Source organism: Nostoc sp., assembly GCF_036917775.1.
Classification (GTDB): domain Bacteria; phylum Cyanobacteriota; class Cyanobacteriia; order Cyanobacteriales; family Nostocaceae; genus Nostoc.
The window spans coordinates 81,076-99,371 of sequence record NZ_JBALEQ010000069.1; the positions used below are offsets into that span (position 1 = coordinate 81,076).

Sequence of the window (18,296 nt, forward strand, 5' to 3'; positions counted from 1 at the left end):
GCTTTTATAACGTGGATCTATTTACTATTAAAGAATAATTAATAAAAACCTGAAACCAAATATTTAGCTTATACACAACATGATTCTTTTGTACAGCGTGTAATCCTTAAAAATATAAAACATTATGGATAGCAAAGAACTAGCACAATACATCGAAGCAACGAATAGCATCACTAAACCTTGGGTATTGGTACAACTGCGCCTCAAGAAATTGCAAGAGCGTCGAGCCACCATTACAAACGATGTCTACGCCAAAGAATTAGAAGATATTTACCAAGACTTGATGAATTTGGGTGAATGGTGGCGTGGTATTGAAGATGAGGTATTTTAAAGTGAGGAGTTATAACTTCTCCTAACTTTTAACTCTTGCACAGACGCTATTAATCGCATCTCCATTCCTAACTTAAAACGCAACCTGATGGCTCAAGCTCTCGATCAAGTCGATTACGATACTCTCGATGCCGCAAAAAGACGCTTCATCGATGCTGCAAAACGCACACTTACCTTTGCAAGTGCCTATGGTACCGTCCCCTCGTCGGGTCTGGGAGCAAGTGCTAACGCTTTCAACTTCAACCTCGCTCCATTTATTCAAGCGGGCGCTCCAGAACTTTCTCTAACACTCGTCCCTGAAGGACTAGGAACGGCAGACGATACCCGCCCTGATGACCTTTCTGAAGAAGAACTTCGGCGATTTTGGTGGAATATCGGTATCAAGATGATCTCGTGTTTGACAAACGACGCAGCAACATCAGGGATGCAGACTCTACTTCTTGGTCTTTATCTGCCATCAAGTACTCCTGAAACCATCTTTACCCCCGCTTTCCTTGATGGATTTCTGGATGGAGTCGTTGAGGGGTGCAAACGAGTAGGGTGTGTCTATCTCTCAGGGGAAACTCCTCAATTAAAAACTAAGATGATTCCAGGCCGGCTCGACATTGCAGGCTCGGTTTTTGGCGTAATGCCGCCTGGTATCGCTCCTATTGATAGCTCGCGTCTGGATGCCGGAAATACTATTGTTCTTGTTGAGAGTTCTGGCCCCCATGAAAACGGGTTTACCCCATTGCGAAAGCTCACTGAGTCTCTTCCTGATGGCTATAGAACAAAACTTCCGAGTGGGCAGGAGTTTTGGGAAGCGATGAATGCTGCGTCGTATCTCTACACGCCACTTGTACAGGCAGTGCTTGGCGAAGGAATTCGCCCCACCGCGATGGAAAATATCACTGGTCATGGTTGGCAGAAGCTGATGCGGTCGGTGAAGCCACTTCGGTACGTCATCGAAACAATGCTCCCAGTGCCGGAGATATTTACTTTTGTCGAGGGTCATCTTGAGGGCGGGGCAGAGACGATGCTTTCCGTGTTCAATTACGGAGCCGGATTTGCATTTTATACGGAATCTGAGCAGGATGCAGAAAGGATTGTCATCCTCGCAAGAGAACATCAGCTAACGGCTGTGATTGCCGGCAAGGTTGAAGCGTCCCTGAGCCGCGAGGTGGTAATAGAACCGCTTGGGGTAACGTTGAAGGGAGATTCTTTTGGAATTGCGCGGGGAGTATAATTAGCCGCAAGCGTAGGCATAGCCAGTCGTAGACATCGCTAGTTTTTGGAGAGCTATTATAAACTCACTTATGCGATGCCTGCGGCTGGCTCCGCCTACACTGAAGTCATTACTAGATGAAATAAAAGTTAGTATAATTACTGGGATTTCTATTTTTTTAACACGTGATATATATTTAAATTTCAGACTGATTCGAGAAAATTATTCTCCTAAGCCTTTAAAAGCAAGCTATTTAGCATAAATAGTATAGGCGTATTTATAAAATTTTATATGCAATATTTTTTACTACTTACATTTAAAGTAGTTCAAACTACCCATGACTACTGAGGTTAAGATTTGCTAACGTAGTCTTAACATATTGAAAAATTTGCTGAAAAAGCTGAGAAAGTAGCCACCAATACACTAATTTACAGTATTGGAAATTTCTCATCTGTAAATAGGGCGTTTTAGTGTGTTAAGAATATATATTTTTATTCAGAGGGGGTTATGGCTGTAAATTTGGCCCGGACTACTGCTTCGGCAGAACTTTTGAAGCAAGTATTCCAGAACATTGATGCATACAGTTGTCCAAGGTTATTCAACTTTCACATGCACACTGTCCACTCAGATGGCAGGTTGCAGCCGAGTGGATTGATGGAGCAGGCGATCGCTATTGGACTAAAAGGATTGGCGATTACTGACCATCATGGCATTATGGGCTATCAAGCGGCCCTTGCTTGGTTAGAAGATTGGAAGTGGAGTAATCCTGGTGCAACAACTCCTTACCTGTGGAGTGGCGTAGAAATCAATGCTAACCTTCTGGATATAGAAGTTCACATTTTGGCTTACGCTTTTGCTCCAGAACACCCTAGCATGAAACCCTATCTGCAAAGAAGGCCGACTACAGGGCAAGAATATCAGGCAAGTAACGTGATTGCCGCTATTCATCAAGCTGGGGGATTGGCAGTTCTGGCTCATCCAGCGCGTTATAAGCGATCGCTTTTTGACTTAATTCCAGCTGCATCCGAAAAGGGTATCGATGGTGTGGAAACTTTCTACGCCTACAATAACCCTAACCCTTGGAAACCCAGTGTAGTGGAATCAGAACAAGTGCAAAAGTTGGCTGATGAATACTTCCTTTTCAATACCTGTGGTACTGACACCCACGGTTTGAGCCTGCTACAACGCTTGTAAAGATGAATGAATTTTTTTAAATCTCCTGGTTCAATCTGCCAGGAGGTTATCTTTTTTTGGATGTCCAATAGTTAATTTACTTTAGAGTTAATTTCAAGAGATTGAGAAGCTATTTTAATTGTCTCTTTGGCAGCTTTTTCTTTACGTTCACTATAGCGGTCTGTGAGATAATCAACTTTGTCACGCAATAGCAAGGTAAATTTGTAAAGTTCTTCCATCACATCTACAACGCGATCGCGGTAGGGCGAATCTTTCATTGTGCCGTCTTCATTAAACTCTTGATATGCTTTAGCCACTGAGGATTGATTGGGGATAGTGAACATTCGCATCCAGCGCCCAAGAATTCTTAATGTGTTGACGGCGTTAAAAGACTGAGATCCGCCACTTACTTGCATCACAGCCAAAGTTCTGCCTTGAGTCGGGCGAACGGCTCCAATACTGAGCGGAATCCAGTCGATTTGGTTTTTCATTATGCCAGAAATCTGACCGTGCAGTTCTGGGCTAGACCATACCTGTCCTTCTGACCACAGGCTTAATTCACGTAACTCCTGCACCTTTGGGTGGGTGTCAGGTACACTACCGTAGATTGGCAGTTCGCGTGGATCGAAAAACTTCACTTGTGCCCCAAATTCTTCAATGATGCGTGCTGCTTCTTCTGCTAAGAGACGGCTATAGGAACGCTCACGCAGGGAGCCATACAAAAACAAAATTCTGGGCGGATGGTCAAATGTCGTCATGGTAATTGCTGAGGGATTTCCAAGAAATAAGTATCCAATAAAAGGAACTACAGAGGCGCAGAGGGCACGGAGAGATGAAGAAGTTGCAATCTTTATTGAGCAGGTGTAATTTCTTTATTCACAGACTCAATTAGTTGAGTCATGCGTTCTTTAATCTCATCGCGGACTCTAGGAAAAATTTCCGGTTGTTCTGCTGGATCGTCTAATTGCCAATCTTCAAATACTTCCTGCATAACCCACTCTGGCGGTAAATTCACGCCACAGCCACACAAAGAAATCACTACATCAAAGTCTTGTGCTTGGAAATCACTCAGGGGTTTGGAGTGTTGATCGGTAATGTCGATACCAATTTCTTTCATGGTGGCGATCGCTTCTGGTCTGACCTGACTTGCTTCTAAACCTGAGCTAATCACTTCAATTTTTCCCTTACCAAGGGTTTTAGCAAAGCCTTCCGCCATTTGAGAACGGGCAGAATTTTTTTTGCAGACGAACATTACACGTTTCATAGTTCAACTCCTGGGAATAATTGTGGACTAAACTTATCAGGCTCTCGATTCCGGTGTTGTGAAATAACGTTTTTCAAACCAGAAAGCAACATTAACAAGACCAATCAATACAGGCACTTCCACCAGAGGCCCGACAACGGCGGCAAAAGCAACACCCGAATTAATGCCGAATACTGCGATCGCAACTGCGATCGCTAATTCAAAATTATTTCCTGCTGATGTAAACGCGACACTTGCGGCTCTAGAATAGTCCGTCTTAACGCGCCAAGCCATGTAAAAGCTGACCAGAAACATGATGATGAAATAGACGATTAACGGAATTGCAATCTTCACCACATCTAAGGGGATCTGAACAATCAAATTCCCTTTCAAGCTGAACATAACGACGATTGTAAATAACAGAGCAATCAGCGTGATCGGACTGATTTTAGGCACAAATTCTTCGTGATACCACTGCTTACTTTTCACCTTTACTAAGAAGAAACGAGTGAAAAATCCAGCTAAAAAGGGAATACCAAGATAGATAAATACACTTTCAGCAATCTCGGCAATGCTAACATTCACAACACTGCCTTGTAACCCAAACAGTGGCGGTAATACAGTGATGAAAAACCAAGCGTAAGGACTATAAAAGATAACTTGAAAGATGCTGTTAAAGGCAACCAATCCAGCCGTGTACTCTGTATTACCTCGTGCCAAATCACTCCACACAACTACCATTGCAATACAACGGGCTAATCCAATCAGGATCAATCCCGTCATATATTCTGGATAGCTGTGTAAGAAGATAGCCGCCAGAGCAAACATCAAAATTGGCCCAATGATCCAATTCTGAATTAGTGATACACCAAGAATTTTTCCGTTACGAAATACATCCCCTAACTCTTCGTATCGCACCTTGGCTAGGGGCGGGTACATCATCAGAATTAACCCGATGGCAATTGGTATATTGGTTGCTCCCACCTGGAACTGGTTGATAAACGCTTCGACTCCAGGAAAGAAATAGCCCAAGCCAACACCAATGGCCATTGCTAAAAAAATCCATAAGGTTAGAAAGCGGTCAATAAAAGAAAGGCGTTTTGCAGTTTTTTTGTTCATTACAATTAACCCCATACATGAATGCAGGAGCTTAGAGCAGGAATTTCAGATTATTCAATCCAACATCCAAAATTGAAAATCTAAAATTCGGTGAGTTATATCAAGAGTATATACCAATCATTTCAAAAAAAATTGATTTGTCAATGCCTGTAAAAGTAAAATTAAACAAAATATTACAAAAAAAATTGATGAATATTTAAGTTTCGCAGGGGGGACGAATAGGTAATATTGGGCTAAAGCGGCGGAATTCTGCTAAATACTGCTCTAAAGCAACAAATTGTGGCAGATTGAGGCTGTAGTAAATCCAGCGCCCTTCTTGACGAGCGCGAACCAAACCCGCTTCTTTCAGGGTTTTGAGGTGAAAAGACAGTTTAGACTGAGTGGTTCCCAGGTGGTCGCATAGGTCGCACACACATAGTTCTTGAGAGCGTAGGAGTTCTAAGACCTGAATTCTTAGGGGATCGGATAGGGCATGAAAGCCAGCAGCGATCGCATCAGGAGTGAAGGTGCTATTAAGAGCCATCAATTTTTTTTGAAGTATTTCTTTATGGTAAAGTCTAAATCATCCACGATGCAATGATGCCTACTTGTTGGTCATTATGCGAACGCAGTTTTCGGCATTTACGCCAAGTACGCCAAGTAATATTGTTTGCAGAATGGGAATGCGTAGGCGTAGCCCGCCGCAGGCATCGTTTTTTTGATACCCCTTGTAGAGACGCGATTCATCGCGTCTTGTATTTAGGGACTTCCAAGAAATAAATTATCCAAATAAACGAACCACAGAGACAAGGCAGCGCGGTCTTCTCCCAAAGGGAGAGGCTAGCGCCAAGGGGGTTTCCCCCATGAGCGACTGCCGCACAGAGAACACAGAGGGAGAAGAGATAGAGAGAATTATTTGCGTTAGTTTTGGGATATTGTTTTATTTGGAAGTCCCTTATCAGTTTTGTACGTATTATAAATTTATCCAAATCCAGCAAATCCGATCGCTAAAATTAAAAAAAGAAAGATAACGAAGAAATGCTTAACTCAACTGTATTGATTTTTGGTTTATAGTCGATTCTTAGTTGGGATCACAATCATTGAAAAATAGGGTACTTTATCAGGATCAACTTCATCCAAGGGTATAATGCGTTGCTGTGATGTTGATGCCCGCTCAATATATCTTGCCCGTGATGCTAGCCCTAATTTATGCAGAATATCTCGTACTTTGGTAAAGTGACGACCTAGCTTCATAATTGCTGCTGCATCAGTCATCAACAAATGTGTAGTCAGTTCTTCTGCTGGTAATGGGGCAGGTAGAACTGTAAGAATATCAGTGTAGTAAGTGAAAGGTATACCCAAGGCTACCGGACAAGCCATCAGCGAAGAAACTCCGGGGATAACTTCTGTTGGGTACTCTTCAGATAACCGCGTGAAAACGTACATGAATGAACCATAGAAAAATGGATCTCCCTCACATAGCACTACAACATCTCGACCTGCGGCTAAATGTTGAGCGATTGGTTCAATTTCCTGGTCATAAATAGACTTGGCCTTTTCTGGTTCTAAGGCGCGGGGGAGATGAAACAACACCTCGATTTGATTGCCAGGAAGATATTGCGCCACAATCGCTCTAGCGATGCTTTCTTTATCTGTGGCTGATTGATAGGCGATCACAGGAGCCGCACGTAATAGCCGCAATGCTTTCAGAGTCAATAATTCGGGATCGCCAGGGCCTACACCAATTCCATAGAGACGACCTTTGGGTTGCATATTCATTCTTCCTCCGTTGCCAGGGCGTTAACTGCTGCGGCTGCGATCGCACTTCCACCGCGCCGACCGTGTAATGTTAAAAATGGTACATTTCTGCTATCTGCTGCCAGTGCTGCTTTCGATTCGGCTGCACCGACAAATCCCACTGGAAAGCCTAAGATAATCGCAGGTTTTTTAGCTCCCTCGTCGAGCATTTCTAAGAGCCTAAATAGTGCTGTGGGCGCATTACCAATTGCAATTACCGATCCCTCCAGATGCGATCGCCATAATTCTAGGGCTGCTGCCGATCTTGTTGTACCCAGACGCTGGGCAATTTCTGGGACTTCCGGCTCGTTGAGGGTACAGATAACTTGATTGTTTGCAGATAACCGTCGCCTGGTAACGCCATCGGCAACCATCCGACAATCGCATAAAATTGGCGCTCCTGCTGCTAGCGCTGCCCTTGCGGATTGCACTGCTGTTGGTGAATATCCCAAGTCAGTGACAATATCCGTCATCCCACAGGCATGAATAAGACGCACCGCAACTTTTGCTACATCTGGTGGCAGCATATCTAGGTTTGCTTCTGACCGGATGATTGCAAAAGAATTACGGTAAATTTCGTTGGCATCTCGGATATAGTCATTTGTCATTGGTCATTTGTCATTTGTAAGGGCTTTGAGTCTATTTACGTTGCGTAACATACTTGGTTTTTTTTTTCGCGCCAACTTACCTAAGTGTTTATTGAATCACAGTTGTAATTGAGCGATCGCACATCGATTGCTAAATTCTCTAAAGGATTCATCGAGATTCAAGCGTTGAATTTTATATACATCTAGCATCCGCTTTATTAATGCAGGTAGTTCCGCAAAAGTCACATATTGATATATTTCCCATCCAAATTTATGCTCGCCGTCACCAACATAAACGTGATAGCCTTCTACAGTTCCATTGCCATCCTCCATGCTGACACCGAGCAAAGTAATATCACTCTTGCTATGCTGGGCGCAGGATTTTTCGCAGCCACTAAAGTGGATATTAACTGGACAATCCAGAGTAACGCGAGTTTCAAGATACTCTGCTAATGCCAACGCATGACTTTTAGTGTCCGTGGCAGAAGAGGCACAACCTTTGTTTCCAGAACAGGCAATTAACGCACTCTTGATGTTAGTTGCTGAAGTATCTAATCCTAAGAAAGCAATTTCACTTTGGACATCACCAATCCACTGCTGAGGAATATCTGTTAGCAGCAAATTTTGCCAGGGGGTTAATCGAAGAGTACCGCTACCATATTTTGCTGCTAAATCTGCTAAACCCCTCATCTGCTTACTCTCCAACCGTCCAAGAGGTAACACCGCACCAATGTAAAATAAGCCTTGCTGTCGTTGGGGATGGATGCCAATATGCTGATATTTCCCCTTACCTTGCAAAAGATTAGAGAATTCCTCCCCCTTTTCTGGTATGGAAGGGGGGGTTAGGTCACTGTACAAAAGAGGAAAAGGTAAGCGCTGTTGAACTTCTTGGAGATAATTTTCACAACCCAAAGTATTCAATAACTCTAAAAGACGTAGCCGACGATTATTTGTAGTATTGCTATGAGCTAGATAGACCTCTGTTAAAGCTGCCAAGACAGGTAAACATTGCTCTGGTGTTAACAAAATTCCCGTATCGCTAGGCGGTTGACCCTTTGCGCCGACACTGAGATAGAGGCGGAAGTAAAGAGTAGCATCGACTAAAATAGCAGCGAATAGGATATCATTTAGGCGATCGCACACCCGAATAATTCCACCACCATCAAAGCAAACGCTAAATTTTGCCGACAGTCCCGAAAGCGCCGGATGTGCAGCAATATAATTATCCCAATCTTGGACAAAAGGGCGAGTGTCGATTAATTCTTGCGGGTCAATACCAGCTGTTGGGCTGGTCATAATATTACGGATATGGTCTACAACAGAATTACGAGAACCCAATGCTATATCCTGTAAATGCTGCAAAACCTCACTATTTATCCCCGTGCGAATTTCGCGGACTTGTAGGTTAGCTCGATTTGTGACATCAACATAGCCACCACCATGCTGATCTGCTATATCTGCGATCGCACGGCACTGCTGACTACTAATAATTCCACCTGGTATTCTAATGCGAGATAATATACCATCGGCGGCGGGTGTAGCATAAAACAAGCCAGGACAAGTGGCAAATCCAGAAAGCAAACTTGTAACTCCTTCCCCGTGCGACGCAGGGAGTAGATGGTGAGTGTGAAATCTTGAGAGTTGGCATTCTGACTTGGGTGATCCCATCACAGCTGCGGCACAGTCCCGGAATTTCACCGGAGTTTCCCAACACCAAGCCTTAATAATTTAACACGAGAAGGTAGTCAGAAAATTTAACAGTTGGAGTTGCGATCGCAAAATCTTGTATCTGTTGCTAGAAAAAGCGATCGCTAATTTGGCTATTCAAAAACATAATTTTGAGCCACTTTCCAATAGCGCGAGAACCGCTTCAGGTCAATATAGCCATCATAGTCAAAAAATGCTTCTACCTCTAGCGTTTCCACTGCTATAGAACCCTCTATTTGATTGCAGATATCATCAAATCGGGGACTGGGACTGTTGGCTGTGACGACTAAATTCGCATCATGTTCTCTCGCAAAAGCTAAAATTTCTTCTCCCACATCGCCACGACGAATAACAACGGGTAACTCTAGCAAGCATTCGTAAATAAATGTGACACGTTTAAGACTTAGTTGCCACTCATTTATCAAAGCCTCGTCCCAAACCCAGATAGCTGGAGCATCAGGGTATTTTTGTAGTCCGGGGTTGTATGGACTGAGGCAGTCTCCATGCACCCAAACAATTGGTTTTGTCATTTGTCATTTGTTATTTGTTATTTGTCAAGAGTTATTATTTTCTTCCTTGTCCCCCTTGTCCTCCCCCACTCACCCTGCTCCCCTTCCCTTTTTTATCACGCTGCCAACTTTGGCTATTAGCTTGTTTGCTAAATTCTCCTTTGGGAAAAAGTCGCTGTTCTAATTCTTCATAGCTGCCTTCAAAATCGCAATGACCATAAAGCGGACATTTCTGGCAATAAACGCCTTCAGTGTAGCGTTCTAAGTTCTCACGATTGAAAAAATACGGTTTCTGACTAAAGGTGCTGGCAACCCACTGCCATGACATATTATTGCTAGCAGGATCACCATCTAAAAGGTGTTCGAGAAACCACTTGGCTCCTGCTTGCCAACCAATACGCCGCCAATGGACAATGTAAGCTGCTAGCCACATTCGGGCGTGGTTATGTAGATAGCCAGTTTCTTTTAAATCATGGCTAAAACTGTCGATGCAAACTCTGCCTGTGGTTCCTTGTCTGATATCTTGCGGCAATTCGGGTAAATATTCAGCCGCAGTGTAACCAGTTTTGTACTCTTCCTGGTTTTTCCAGATTCCATCCCCTAACTTCACATACAATCGTTGCCAATAGTCGCGCCAACCTAACTCATTAATTAATTTCGTAGCATCGTTTTTTTGCTGTACCTGGTCAAGGACATAATCTCGAATTTCTCGCAAACTCAAAACGCCATAACGAATATAAGGCGAAAGTCGCGTCACCGCACCTGTGAAAAAATTACGTGTTTGCGCGTAACGTACTGGGTCGATTTTTTGCAGCGCGTCTTGTGCTGCTTTGCGTCCCCCTACTGTTTCACTGATGTGGCGATCGCGTTGTGCCGCATCTGGGAATTGTTCGCGGAGATAGGCTACCAACTCATCGCGGTTGGTAAATTCGCGTTGCATATCTTTAGACATTGTAAGCAAATTATGAATGGGTGCGTAGGCGTAGCCCGCCACAGGCATCGCTCAATAGCTCAACAGTTATGTACAATTCTAAAACGATTGCAATCTCTCACACCGATCATGACCAACATTCCCCAAATCGGACAACCAGCGCCAGATTTTTCTACTCCTGACCAAAATGGCAATTCAGTCACTCTTGACGACCTCAGCAGTCAGTGGGTTATCCTCTACTTCTACCCCAAAGATGACACACCCGGTTGTACCACTGAAGCGAAAGATTTCACCGAGTTGTATCAAGACTTCGGCGAACTGGGAGCGAAAATCTTAGGCGTGAGTCCAGATTTGGGTAAATCCCATTGTAAATTTATCAGCAAACATAACTTGTCGATCACCCTCTTGAGTGACCCAGAACATATTTTGACAGAAGCCTACGGCGCTTGGCGCTTAAAAAAATTTATGGGAAAAGAATATATGGGTGTTGCTCGTTCAACTTTTCTCATTTCACCTGATAAAATTATTGCCTATGCTTGGCCAAATGTAAAAGCTAAAGGTCATGCTCAGGCAGTTTTAACTAAATTACAGGAATTAGCAGCCACGTAAAGTTCTCAGTGAGTCATACAAATGTCAGCAAAACTTCAATAAATGAGGAACTATGGCTATTTGCGTGTAAGTTTGCCAAAAAAATTATCTGTGTTGTCTATGATTCAAGTCAAAGAGTCCACTCAGAACAAGAATTGTTAACATTATGCCAAACAAAACTAGGTTTTGTTTAGTTAGATAGTATTATATAGAGTTGCACAAATTATGGTTCAATTTATCCAAGCACAAAATGTTGGGCTTGCTTATTTGGAGAAAAAATTTAGTTTACAGCTAGCCGAAGATGAGGCATTCTTCACAGAATGGTTTGAAAATTTACCGGAAATTACAGATTTAGAAAAGCAAGATTTAGACAGAGTAAAACTTCATTTCCTCCGTTTAGTCAAGTATCCTCCTTTGTCAGAAGAAACGGTAAAATTAGTAGTTTTATCTCCTTTACTCAATTTAGCTGGATTTTATGACGAGCCTTTTTATATAAGAGGTGAGCAATCAATAGAAATTTCTGCGGAAGATGAAGGAGAAATTATAAGAGGTAGAATTGATGTTTTAATTATTCAAGAACAATTCTGGTTGTTAGTAATTGAATCGAAAAGGTCTAGTTTTTCTCTTTTAGAAGCTGTACCTCAAGCATTTGTTTATATGCTGTCTAATCCTAGTCAAGACAAACCTGCTTTTGGATTAGTAACAAATGGGAGTGAGTTTATTTTCCTGAAACTTACTACAGGAAATCAGGCAAAGTATGCTATATCTGACCAATTTACACTTTTGAAACGAGAAAGTGAACTGTATCAGGTTCTAAGCGTATTAAAAAATTTGAGTCAAAGTTTGAGTTAATAATTATGTCTATTCGCCCTATATACCTTGATTGCCACGCTACTACACCCGTAGATGAACGGGTATTAGCGGCAATGATCCCTTACTTCACAGAAAAGTTTGGCAACGCATCTAGTATTGGTCATGTTTATGGTTGGGAATCAGAAGCTGCTGTCAAACAAACACGAGAGATTTTAGCAGCAGCAATTAATGCCACTCCCGAAGAAATTGTTTTTACAAGTGGTGCAACAGAAGCTAATAATTTAGCTATTAAAGGTGTTGCCGAAGCTTATTTTAAAAAAGGTCAGCATATTATTACTGTTGCCACTGAACATAATGCAGTTCTTGACCCTTGTAATTATTTAAAAACTCTCGGTTTTGAAATCACTATTCTCCCAGTTCAAAAAGATGGATTGATTGATTTAACTGAGTTACAAAAGGCTTTCCGTCCTGAGACAATTTTGGTTTCGGTGATGGCTGCAAATAACGAAATTGGCGTTTTACAGCCAATAGCTGAAATTGGGGAACTATGCCATGCTTACAACATCATTTTCCACACCGATGCAGCCCAAGCTATTGGTAAAACTCCTCTTGATGTGCAAAAGATGAAAATTGATTTGATGTCGCTAACAGCACACAAAGTATTTGGGCCAAAGGGGATTGGGGCGCTGTACGTCCGCAGACGCGATCCCAGAGTGCAACTCGCTCCTCAGCAGCACGGCGGCGGACATGAACGGGGGATGCGTTCTGGGACATTGTATACACCGCAAATTGTCGGCTTTGGGAAAGCTGTAGAAATCGCTTTGGCAGAACAAGTGACAGAAAACCAACGCCTCACCCAGTTAAGACAAAGCTTGTGGAAACAGCTTTCCCAACTTGAAGGAATTCATCTCAACGGACACCCTCAACAGCGATTGGCGGGAAACTTGAATATCAGTGTTGAGGGGGTGGATGGAGCCGCACTTTTGCTAGGATTGCAGCCAGTAATGGCGGTTTCTTCGGGATCTGCTTGCTCCTCGGCAAATACTTCACCCTCCAGTGTTCTGACAGCACTGGGAAACCCCCACCAGCTAGCTTATGCTTCAGTGCGGTTTGGCATTGGACGTTTTAATACCCAAGAGGAAATTGATATAGCAGCGAAACATACGATCGCTACTATTCAAAGTTTACGCCAGCCTTCTTCTATGGATTCTCGCGCAGAAAAGCAGCAATTTGATCTAGCTCCTGCTGATTAAGGCGAAATTCTCCAGCAGTGATGATTCCTTCCACCTGCTTAGGATTGCGTGCGCCAACGATCGCAGCCGTCACCGCCGGATTGTTTAGAGTCCAAGCGATCGCTACCTCTCCGGCGGAGCGATCGTGTTGTTTACCAATGTGCTGCAACACCTCGGCTAACTTCAGGTTACGAGATAGACGTGGTTCCTGAAACTCATCACTCTTCTTGCGCCAATCATCATCTGCGAAATTAGCAACCCGCTCAGATGTCATCTTTCCTGTAAGCAAGCCAGATTGCATTGGTGAATACACAATCACACCAATGTTGTTTTCCTTACAAAAAGGCAAAATCTCGTTTTCAACATCACGCTTAACCAATGAATAAGGCGGTTGTAATGAGGTAACTGGTGCAATCTCCTGGATACGCTTCAACTGTTCGACATTGAAGTTTGAAACCCCGATATAGCGAACCTTCCCTTCATCCTTAAGCTTGGCAAGAGTCGTCCAGCCTTCTTCAATTTCTGTAGCAGGGTTAGGCCAGTGAATTTGATAGAGATCAATGGTTTCAATGTCCAGTCGCCGCAAACTAGCTTCAACTTCCCGCCGTACAGAATCAGCCTTCAGGCTACGACCAATTTCGCCCTTTTCATCCCAGATCATTGAACATTTAGTAAAAATATAAGGGCGACTAGATCGACCCTTGAGCGCCTTAGCAACAACTTCCTCAGAGTGTCCCAGCCCATAGATAGCTGCGGTGTCAATCCAATTAACACCGAGATCGAGAGCGCGAGCGATCGCTTCAATAGATTCTTGATCGTCCTGCGCTCCCCAACCAAAAGCCCAGCCAGCTCCACCAATCGCCCAAGCACCAAAGCCAATCGGGGTAATGCGAAGCTCCGAATTGCCAAGTTGTTTAGTTTGCATATCTATCCTAATTCAATGATTTTTGAGCCAATTGCTAGTGTAATCCGTAAATATTTTCTCAACCGCTATCTGCGGTGTGGATCACTACTAGTGGAAACACGACAGTCAATCACTACCTCTGTAGGATTACTAAATCCTAAGTGTTGTATTGATACATACTAAACACACTATATACACTAAACTTGCTTAAAGATAGTAAAAGTTGTCAGTTGAAACCAATGTATTTGCAGTGTTTACAGTTACAAAAGCCCTGCTGTTGACTTTTGAAAAAGTCAACAGCAGGGCGAAGAGTAAATTTATCAAGTGGTTTAGGTTCTCTGACTCAGAACTCCGATCCAAATTATGATTTTGTTGATTTTAAGCTTCTTGCCCATAACTCAATACGGTTCAGATAAGCGTCTTTCTTCTCTTTGCGTCTTTGCGGTAGCCTGCGGCAAGCCGCTCCGCGTCTACGTTAAAAAAATTGACTTTGGCAAAGAGTTTTAGCCTTAACTGAACTGTATTGACCTATAACTCATCCAAGACAGCAGTAAATACGAGTTTTTTGACGAAAATAGGTGCTTCCTTGGTAGGGGCATTGAGAATTGAACATGAAGAAGAGACAAGGGAGAAAAGAGAGAGACTTGTTCAATAATTCTCCCTTGTCCCCCTGCCTCCCCTGCCCCCTTGCTTCTTCCCCACTCAATATGGATTTGAATCAATCCGTCCCCTTTTGACACTCCTGAGATAGTACCCAGAGGTTGGTCTGTTTCTTAAGTTAAAGGTGTCGCCGCTGCGAACTCTCCAAATTTTGTAATTAGAAAAGGTCAAAGGCGTTCGGGGTTCGCATACTTCCGGTATGTGATTACCAAGTACAAAGTACGCCGCCCCCCTACCCATAACTTTCACCAAACCGTTTTTATCCACAAGAACCGATGTACTTTCGCTAACCGCTATGCCTAAAACACTGCTAGATACACCGTCCTTAATTTGACGGGCAATGAAAGCCATAATTCGACCCATTCTTTCCCGCCTATCGAAGTGTGTATCTACGATAGTTCCTTTTAAATTACTCCAATTGAAAAAGTTGTAGGTAAAGGTGATATCCCGGTAAGGATCTTCAAGTGCGTCTCTAGTTTCAATGCCTTTTTCTGAAGAAGCGCAAGCATCATAGACACAATCACTTTGGATCATCGCACCCGCACTAGTGCCGCCAACACCGCCTCCCTTCAGGTAAACTGACTTAACGGCAGCCTCAAGCTTGGTATCTTTCCAATTGCGGATGTACTGACATTGATCGCCGCCAGCAAAAAAAATCACATCAGCATTTCTGACTTTTTCATAAATTTCAACTTTGTTTGCTTCTTGTCTATTGCGAATCAGAAGGGTTTCTACAGAGTTTACGCCCTTCATGGCAGAAATTAGCCGATTGTAATCGTGATTACCATTCGTGCGGAGAACTACAACATTAACCTTGGTAGCGGTGTTAGTACCTCCTCTAACTTGGTTAATCATCCACTGAATAGCATCATCAACATCGGGGCCACCCCCACCTAAGCTGAGGACTGGACCAGCTAAGGTGGGGCGGACATCAAAGGAAGGAGACGTAGAGGGGCGAACATCAACAGTGTCACCCAGAAAGTAGCGTTTCCAGCTTGCAATAAAACGGGTTATTAGGAAGGTTCCCATCTTCAACAACTTGATTCCTGTACTTTTCAAGCGCCTTGCTATGCTTGGGAATGCCTTTGTCATACTAAGCTTCTGGAGCAAACTGCAATTATTGCTAGGCTGTTACGCACTTTAATTGCTTATTTATTCGTGAAATTCGTCTTTTATCATTAGTCATTTATTCAGTTATCTTTTGTCAATAACTAATGACAAATGACAGTTTTAACGAAAAAATGTGCAATTTAGATGCGTACTAGCTTAACTCTGGCACTAGAGAGGGTAGAATTTCCAGCGTACAGGGCTTGTACTGTTTTTTAACGCCATAACCCAGAGTAATCATTAATTCTCTATCCTAAGTAAGTTACTGCGTATTAAAATTAACATTTGTGATAAAAATCAGGCGTTACTGATTAGATAGATGAATCTTGGTATAGAGACGCGAAAGCATTACGGTAAATTAGCGTAGCCCAGTGCAATTTCGCGTCTCTAAAAAGTTTTGAAATCACTAAATACCGAAAATCTGTTTAGACTGTGACTTTTGAACCGTCAAATTTTGTGAAGGTGAAACCATTAAATATTTCGTTGTAACCCAGTCTCTCATCCCTGAGAAGGCTAATAGCAACCTCTTCTCCCAAAGCCAAAGCAGCTGAACCATCCGAACGCCAATGAATACCACCGTGACCGCGACCAATAGCATAGTTAGTTGCCAGTTTATTCAACTCTCCACCCACAGTTAGGGGTGGTCCACTATAAGAAATTACTTTGGTGGGATCGTTGGGATCGGGCACTACTGGATCGGGGATAACAAAGTTTTCATCAAAAAATGCTTTCAATAGTGTGACATTAACGCCAGCAATGGCAGCCGCACCACCCGTATACGAAGAATGGGTTGGCGATCCTTCTGGATATGCTTGGGGTAATAGATAAGTGCCAAAGGTGCTAAAAGTCTGAGCCAAAGCTTTGGAATTAAAGACCTCAGAATTAATCGGATATTGGGTTTTATTGACAATGTTGTTGTAAACTAGCCCACCATAAGCTTCCGGGCGCAGAATGCGGTGTACATAATACTTCTGCCAGTATGACGCTCTAATCACACGCGAGGTACCTAAGTTAAGCAAGGCTTGTAAATGTCCCGCTGCAAAGGTTGCAGCTGAACCAACTTGGGTCTTCGATCTGACGTAGGGATTGCCTGGATTCAAAGGTGTACCGATGCTACCAAGAATCAAGGAGGCTCCAAGGTATGTAGGGCCGCCAATATGGGCATACTCACCTAAATCCCGAACTGTAGCTATGTAACGGTTTTTGGGGTCGTAATTAATAGACTTACCGGAACTACCTCCGTTCTGAATAGTCAACCATTCCTGGAAATCGAGTAGAAAATCATTACCAGGAAGAGCAGTACGAATCAGTGGCGAAACAGACTGAGTTCCCCAAGGAATAGTCCGCAACAAAAATTGTGAGATGTAAGGGCCATCTAGTACCCCTGGTGGAATAACATATTTTGTAGTTATACCTGAAGTGTAAATATTGACGTAGTTGACGCTACCACGAAATAGAGTTTGAGGGGTGACACGACCATTTTGTTTTGGTCCTCGAAAGGCTGAAAGCTTGTTGAGGTCTTCAACGGCTGCTAAGACTTTTGGGTTGTCAGTATTGTTTTGGAGCTTGGAAAGAGGTACATCTCGAAGTAAAGCTTGCCAGTAGAGTTCAACTGCTTCAGCAGCGCGTTCTGCACTAGCTAGAGCCGGTGGTGGTGGTACTGCTATCTGCGCTGCATTGATTCCTTCTAGACTAATTGCCAGGGGGCCTTGAGGATTGACCAGCTTTCTGCCGCCACCCAAGATGATATTTTCATAATCATTTGGATTTTGGGTTGTCAGTGCTTTGGTCAAAGAGTTGTAAGCTTCTAACTTAACTTCGCCAAGCCCATTATGTGGTAATCCCCTACTGTCAGAGCCGATTTTGTTGGCATAACGCTCCTCATCGCCGTTAGTCAGATGCGGCGGAATGGGAATACTTCGTTCAACTCTGGCTGCTTCAACACGGACTCGATAGGCTTTATCAACAAATCTATTGTAGTCAAATGGTCTATTATACCGCCTGTTAATATCTTGAGCTTGTACAACATCTCCTGCTTTTTTTGAGGAGAAAGGTGAACCAAAAACCCCTGCAACGACGCTAGCAGCACTAAATAAACCAGCGCGGCCGAGAAACGAGCGTCTGCTGGCGTGATTACCAAAAAAACGTTTGCTATTTACACGGGGTTGTTTCAGTTTCTCTCTTTCGCTATTAGCCTGAGTATCTTGCTCGGAACCTTGATGAGAATTAGGATCTACTTGCATGAGATGTTCTCCACTGGCAAAAATATAGTCATGAGTAAATACATGAGCATCTGAAAGCTAGAACAACTAGCCATACATAAGACACCCAACTCCAGAAAAGCAGGGTAATTTCACCAGATTGGGATGAAATCTGTGGTTACTCTACTGGAAGGTAACTTGCATAGAAGATG

General features: G+C 43.2%; 18 protein-coding genes and 1 riboswitch. Of the genes, 6 read left to right on the forward strand and 12 right to left on the reverse strand.

Annotated elements, in window-relative coordinates; genetic code table 11:
- The first annotated feature begins 124 nt into the window (after nucleotides 1-124).
- The 3 genes from V7K69_RS12585 (at nucleotide 125) to V7K69_RS12595 (ending at nucleotide 2,728) form a co-directional block, all read left to right on the forward strand.
- Nucleotides 125-331, forward strand: coding sequence for a hypothetical protein (locus V7K69_RS12585; protein WP_174710288.1), 207 nt, complete (start codon nucleotides 125-127; stop codon nucleotides 329-331).
- 87 nt (nucleotides 332-418) lie between these two features.
- Nucleotides 419-1,555, forward strand: coding sequence for an AIR synthase related protein (locus V7K69_RS12590; protein ID WP_335034747.1), 1,137 nt, complete (start codon nucleotides 419-421; stop codon nucleotides 1,553-1,555).
- Between the two features lie 486 nt (nucleotides 1,556-2,041).
- On the forward strand, nucleotides 2,042-2,728 hold the full coding sequence (locus tag V7K69_RS12595; protein WP_335034749.1) for a PHP domain-containing protein: 687 nt from the start codon (nucleotides 2,042-2,044) through the stop codon (nucleotides 2,726-2,728).
- 71 nt (nucleotides 2,729-2,799) lie between these two features.
- Here the strand turns inward: V7K69_RS12595 and arsH are convergent, their stop codons facing one another.
- The 9 genes from arsH to V7K69_RS12640 all read right to left on the reverse strand — a co-directional run bounded on the left by arsH (nucleotide 2,800) and on the right by V7K69_RS12640 (nucleotide 10,600).
- Nucleotides 2,800-3,465, reverse strand: a complete 666-nt coding sequence (arsH, locus tag V7K69_RS12600) for an arsenical resistance protein ArsH (protein ID WP_335034751.1) — start codon at nucleotides 3,463-3,465, stop codon at nucleotides 2,800-2,802.
- A gap of 92 nt (nucleotides 3,466-3,557) precedes the next feature.
- The gene (gene arsC / locus V7K69_RS12605; protein ID WP_335034753.1) at nucleotides 3,558-3,971 is read right to left on the reverse strand and encodes an arsenate reductase, glutathione/glutaredoxin type; all 414 of its coding nucleotides are present in this window, start codon (nucleotides 3,969-3,971) and stop codon (nucleotides 3,558-3,560) included.
- Nucleotides 3,972-4,007: 36 nt separating this feature from the next.
- Nucleotides 4,008-5,069, reverse strand: coding sequence for an ACR3 family arsenite efflux transporter (gene arsB / locus V7K69_RS12610; RefSeq protein ID WP_335034755.1), 1,062 nt, complete (start codon nucleotides 5,067-5,069; stop codon nucleotides 4,008-4,010).
- 196 nt (nucleotides 5,070-5,265) lie between these two features.
- On the reverse strand, nucleotides 5,266-5,592 hold the full coding sequence (locus tag V7K69_RS12615; protein ID WP_335034757.1) for an ArsR/SmtB family transcription factor: 327 nt from the start codon (nucleotides 5,590-5,592) through the stop codon (nucleotides 5,266-5,268).
- Nucleotides 5,593-6,116: 524 nt separating this feature from the next.
- Nucleotides 6,117-6,821 carry a precorrin-2 C(20)-methyltransferase gene (locus V7K69_RS12620; protein WP_335034792.1) on the reverse strand — a complete coding sequence of 235 codons (705 nt, stop codon included), beginning with the start codon at nucleotides 6,819-6,821 and terminating at the stop codon, nucleotides 6,117-6,119.
- A gap of 2 nt (nucleotides 6,822-6,823) precedes the next feature.
- Nucleotides 6,824-7,453 carry a precorrin-8X methylmutase gene (locus tag V7K69_RS12625; RefSeq protein WP_335034759.1) on the reverse strand — a complete coding sequence of 210 codons (630 nt, stop codon included), beginning with the start codon at nucleotides 7,451-7,453 and terminating at the stop codon, nucleotides 6,824-6,826.
- A 96-nt stretch (nucleotides 7,454-7,549) separates the two neighbouring features.
- Nucleotides 7,550-9,100, reverse strand: a complete 1,551-nt coding sequence (cobG, locus tag V7K69_RS12630; RefSeq protein WP_335034761.1) for a precorrin-3B synthase — start codon at nucleotides 9,098-9,100, stop codon at nucleotides 7,550-7,552.
- Nucleotides 9,067-9,156, reverse strand: a riboswitch (adenosylcobalamin-variant (AdoCbl-variant) riboswitch). Its footprint overlaps the gene before it by 34 nt.
- Nucleotides 9,157-9,252: 96 nt before the next feature.
- Nucleotides 9,253-9,669 (reverse strand): hypothetical protein, encoded by a 417-nt coding sequence (locus V7K69_RS12635; protein ID WP_335034763.1) that lies wholly within the window; start codon nucleotides 9,667-9,669, stop codon nucleotides 9,253-9,255.
- Between the two features lie 34 nt (nucleotides 9,670-9,703).
- Nucleotides 9,704-10,600, reverse strand: a complete 897-nt coding sequence (locus tag V7K69_RS12640; RefSeq protein WP_335034765.1) for an FAD-binding domain-containing protein — start codon at nucleotides 10,598-10,600, stop codon at nucleotides 9,704-9,706.
- 108 nt (nucleotides 10,601-10,708) lie between these two features.
- On the opposite strand from V7K69_RS12640, the gene bcp reads away from it, so the two are divergent.
- The 3 genes from bcp (at nucleotide 10,709) to V7K69_RS12655 (ending at nucleotide 13,233) form a co-directional block, all read left to right on the forward strand.
- Nucleotides 10,709-11,188, forward strand: a complete 480-nt coding sequence (gene bcp / locus V7K69_RS12645) for a thioredoxin-dependent thiol peroxidase (RefSeq protein ID WP_335034795.1) — start codon at nucleotides 10,709-10,711, stop codon at nucleotides 11,186-11,188.
- Between the two features lie 204 nt (nucleotides 11,189-11,392).
- Entirely contained in the window at nucleotides 11,393-12,019 is a 627-nt protein-coding gene (locus V7K69_RS12650; RefSeq protein ID WP_335034767.1) for a type I restriction endonuclease, read from the forward strand.
- 5 nt (nucleotides 12,020-12,024) lie between these two features.
- Nucleotides 12,025-13,233 carry a cysteine desulfurase family protein gene (locus V7K69_RS12655; protein WP_335034768.1) on the forward strand — a complete coding sequence of 403 codons (1,209 nt, stop codon included), beginning with the start codon at nucleotides 12,025-12,027 and terminating at the stop codon, nucleotides 13,231-13,233.
- On the opposite strand, the gene V7K69_RS12660 is transcribed toward V7K69_RS12655, so the two are convergent.
- From V7K69_RS12660 to V7K69_RS12670, 3 genes are all read right to left on the reverse strand, one after another.
- On the reverse strand, nucleotides 13,181-14,137 hold the full coding sequence (locus tag V7K69_RS12660; RefSeq protein WP_335034769.1) for an aldo/keto reductase: 957 nt from the start codon (nucleotides 14,135-14,137) through the stop codon (nucleotides 13,181-13,183). The two genes, V7K69_RS12655 and V7K69_RS12660, sit on opposite strands and share 53 nt — an antisense overlap.
- 681 nt (nucleotides 14,138-14,818) lie before the next feature.
- Entirely contained in the window at nucleotides 14,819-15,868 is a 1,050-nt protein-coding gene (locus tag V7K69_RS12665; RefSeq protein WP_335034770.1) for a cyanophycinase, read from the reverse strand.
- Between the two features lie 440 nt (nucleotides 15,869-16,308).
- The gene (locus V7K69_RS12670; protein WP_335034772.1) at nucleotides 16,309-18,126 is read right to left on the reverse strand and encodes a vanadium-dependent haloperoxidase; all 1,818 of its coding nucleotides are present in this window, start codon (nucleotides 18,124-18,126) and stop codon (nucleotides 16,309-16,311) included.
- Between the last annotated feature and the right edge of the window lie 170 nt (nucleotides 18,127-18,296).

Excerpts from the sequence above, each read along its gene's own strand:
- V7K69_RS12585 (WP_174710288.1), top strand. The coding sequence starts at position 125 with ATGGATAGCAAAGAACTAGCACAATACATCGAAGCAACGAATAGCATC.
- V7K69_RS12590 (WP_335034747.1), top strand. The coding sequence starts at position 419 with ATGGCTCAAGCTCTCGATCAAGTCGATTACGATACTCTCGATGCCGCA.
- V7K69_RS12595 (WP_335034749.1), top strand. The coding sequence starts at position 2,042 with ATGGCTGTAAATTTGGCCCGGACTACTGCTTCGGCAGAACTTTTGAAG.
- arsH (WP_335034751.1), bottom strand. The coding sequence starts at position 3,465 with ATGACGACATTTGACCATCCGCCCAGAATTTTGTTTTTGTATGGCTCC.
- arsC (WP_335034753.1), bottom strand. The coding sequence starts at position 3,971 with ATGAAACGTGTAATGTTCGTCTGCAAAAAAAATTCTGCCCGTTCTCAA.
- arsB (WP_335034755.1), bottom strand. The coding sequence starts at position 5,069 with ATGAACAAAAAAACTGCAAAACGCCTTTCTTTTATTGACCGCTTTCTA.
- V7K69_RS12615 (WP_335034757.1), bottom strand. The coding sequence starts at position 5,592 with ATGGCTCTTAATAGCACCTTCACTCCTGATGCGATCGCTGCTGGCTTT.
- V7K69_RS12620 (WP_335034792.1), bottom strand. The coding sequence starts at position 6,821 with ATGCAACCCAAAGGTCGTCTCTATGGAATTGGTGTAGGCCCTGGCGAT.
- V7K69_RS12625 (WP_335034759.1), bottom strand. The coding sequence starts at position 7,453 with ATGACAAATGACTATATCCGAGATGCCAACGAAATTTACCGTAATTCT.
- cobG (WP_335034761.1), bottom strand. The coding sequence starts at position 9,100 with ATGGGATCACCCAAGTCAGAATGCCAACTCTCAAGATTTCACACTCAC.
- V7K69_RS12635 (WP_335034763.1), bottom strand. The coding sequence starts at position 9,669 with ATGACAAAACCAATTGTTTGGGTGCATGGAGACTGCCTCAGTCCATAC.
- V7K69_RS12640 (WP_335034765.1), bottom strand. The coding sequence starts at position 10,600 with ATGTCTAAAGATATGCAACGCGAATTTACCAACCGCGATGAGTTGGTA.
- bcp (WP_335034795.1), top strand. The coding sequence starts at position 10,709 with ATGACCAACATTCCCCAAATCGGACAACCAGCGCCAGATTTTTCTACT.
- V7K69_RS12650 (WP_335034767.1), top strand. The coding sequence starts at position 11,393 with ATGGTTCAATTTATCCAAGCACAAAATGTTGGGCTTGCTTATTTGGAG.
- V7K69_RS12655 (WP_335034768.1), top strand. The coding sequence starts at position 12,025 with ATGTCTATTCGCCCTATATACCTTGATTGCCACGCTACTACACCCGTA.
- V7K69_RS12660 (WP_335034769.1), bottom strand. The coding sequence starts at position 14,137 with ATGCAAACTAAACAACTTGGCAATTCGGAGCTTCGCATTACCCCGATT.
- V7K69_RS12665 (WP_335034770.1), bottom strand. The coding sequence starts at position 15,868 with ATGACAAAGGCATTCCCAAGCATAGCAAGGCGCTTGAAAAGTACAGGA.
- V7K69_RS12670 (WP_335034772.1), bottom strand. The coding sequence starts at position 18,126 with ATGCAAGTAGATCCTAATTCTCATCAAGGTTCCGAGCAAGATACTCAG.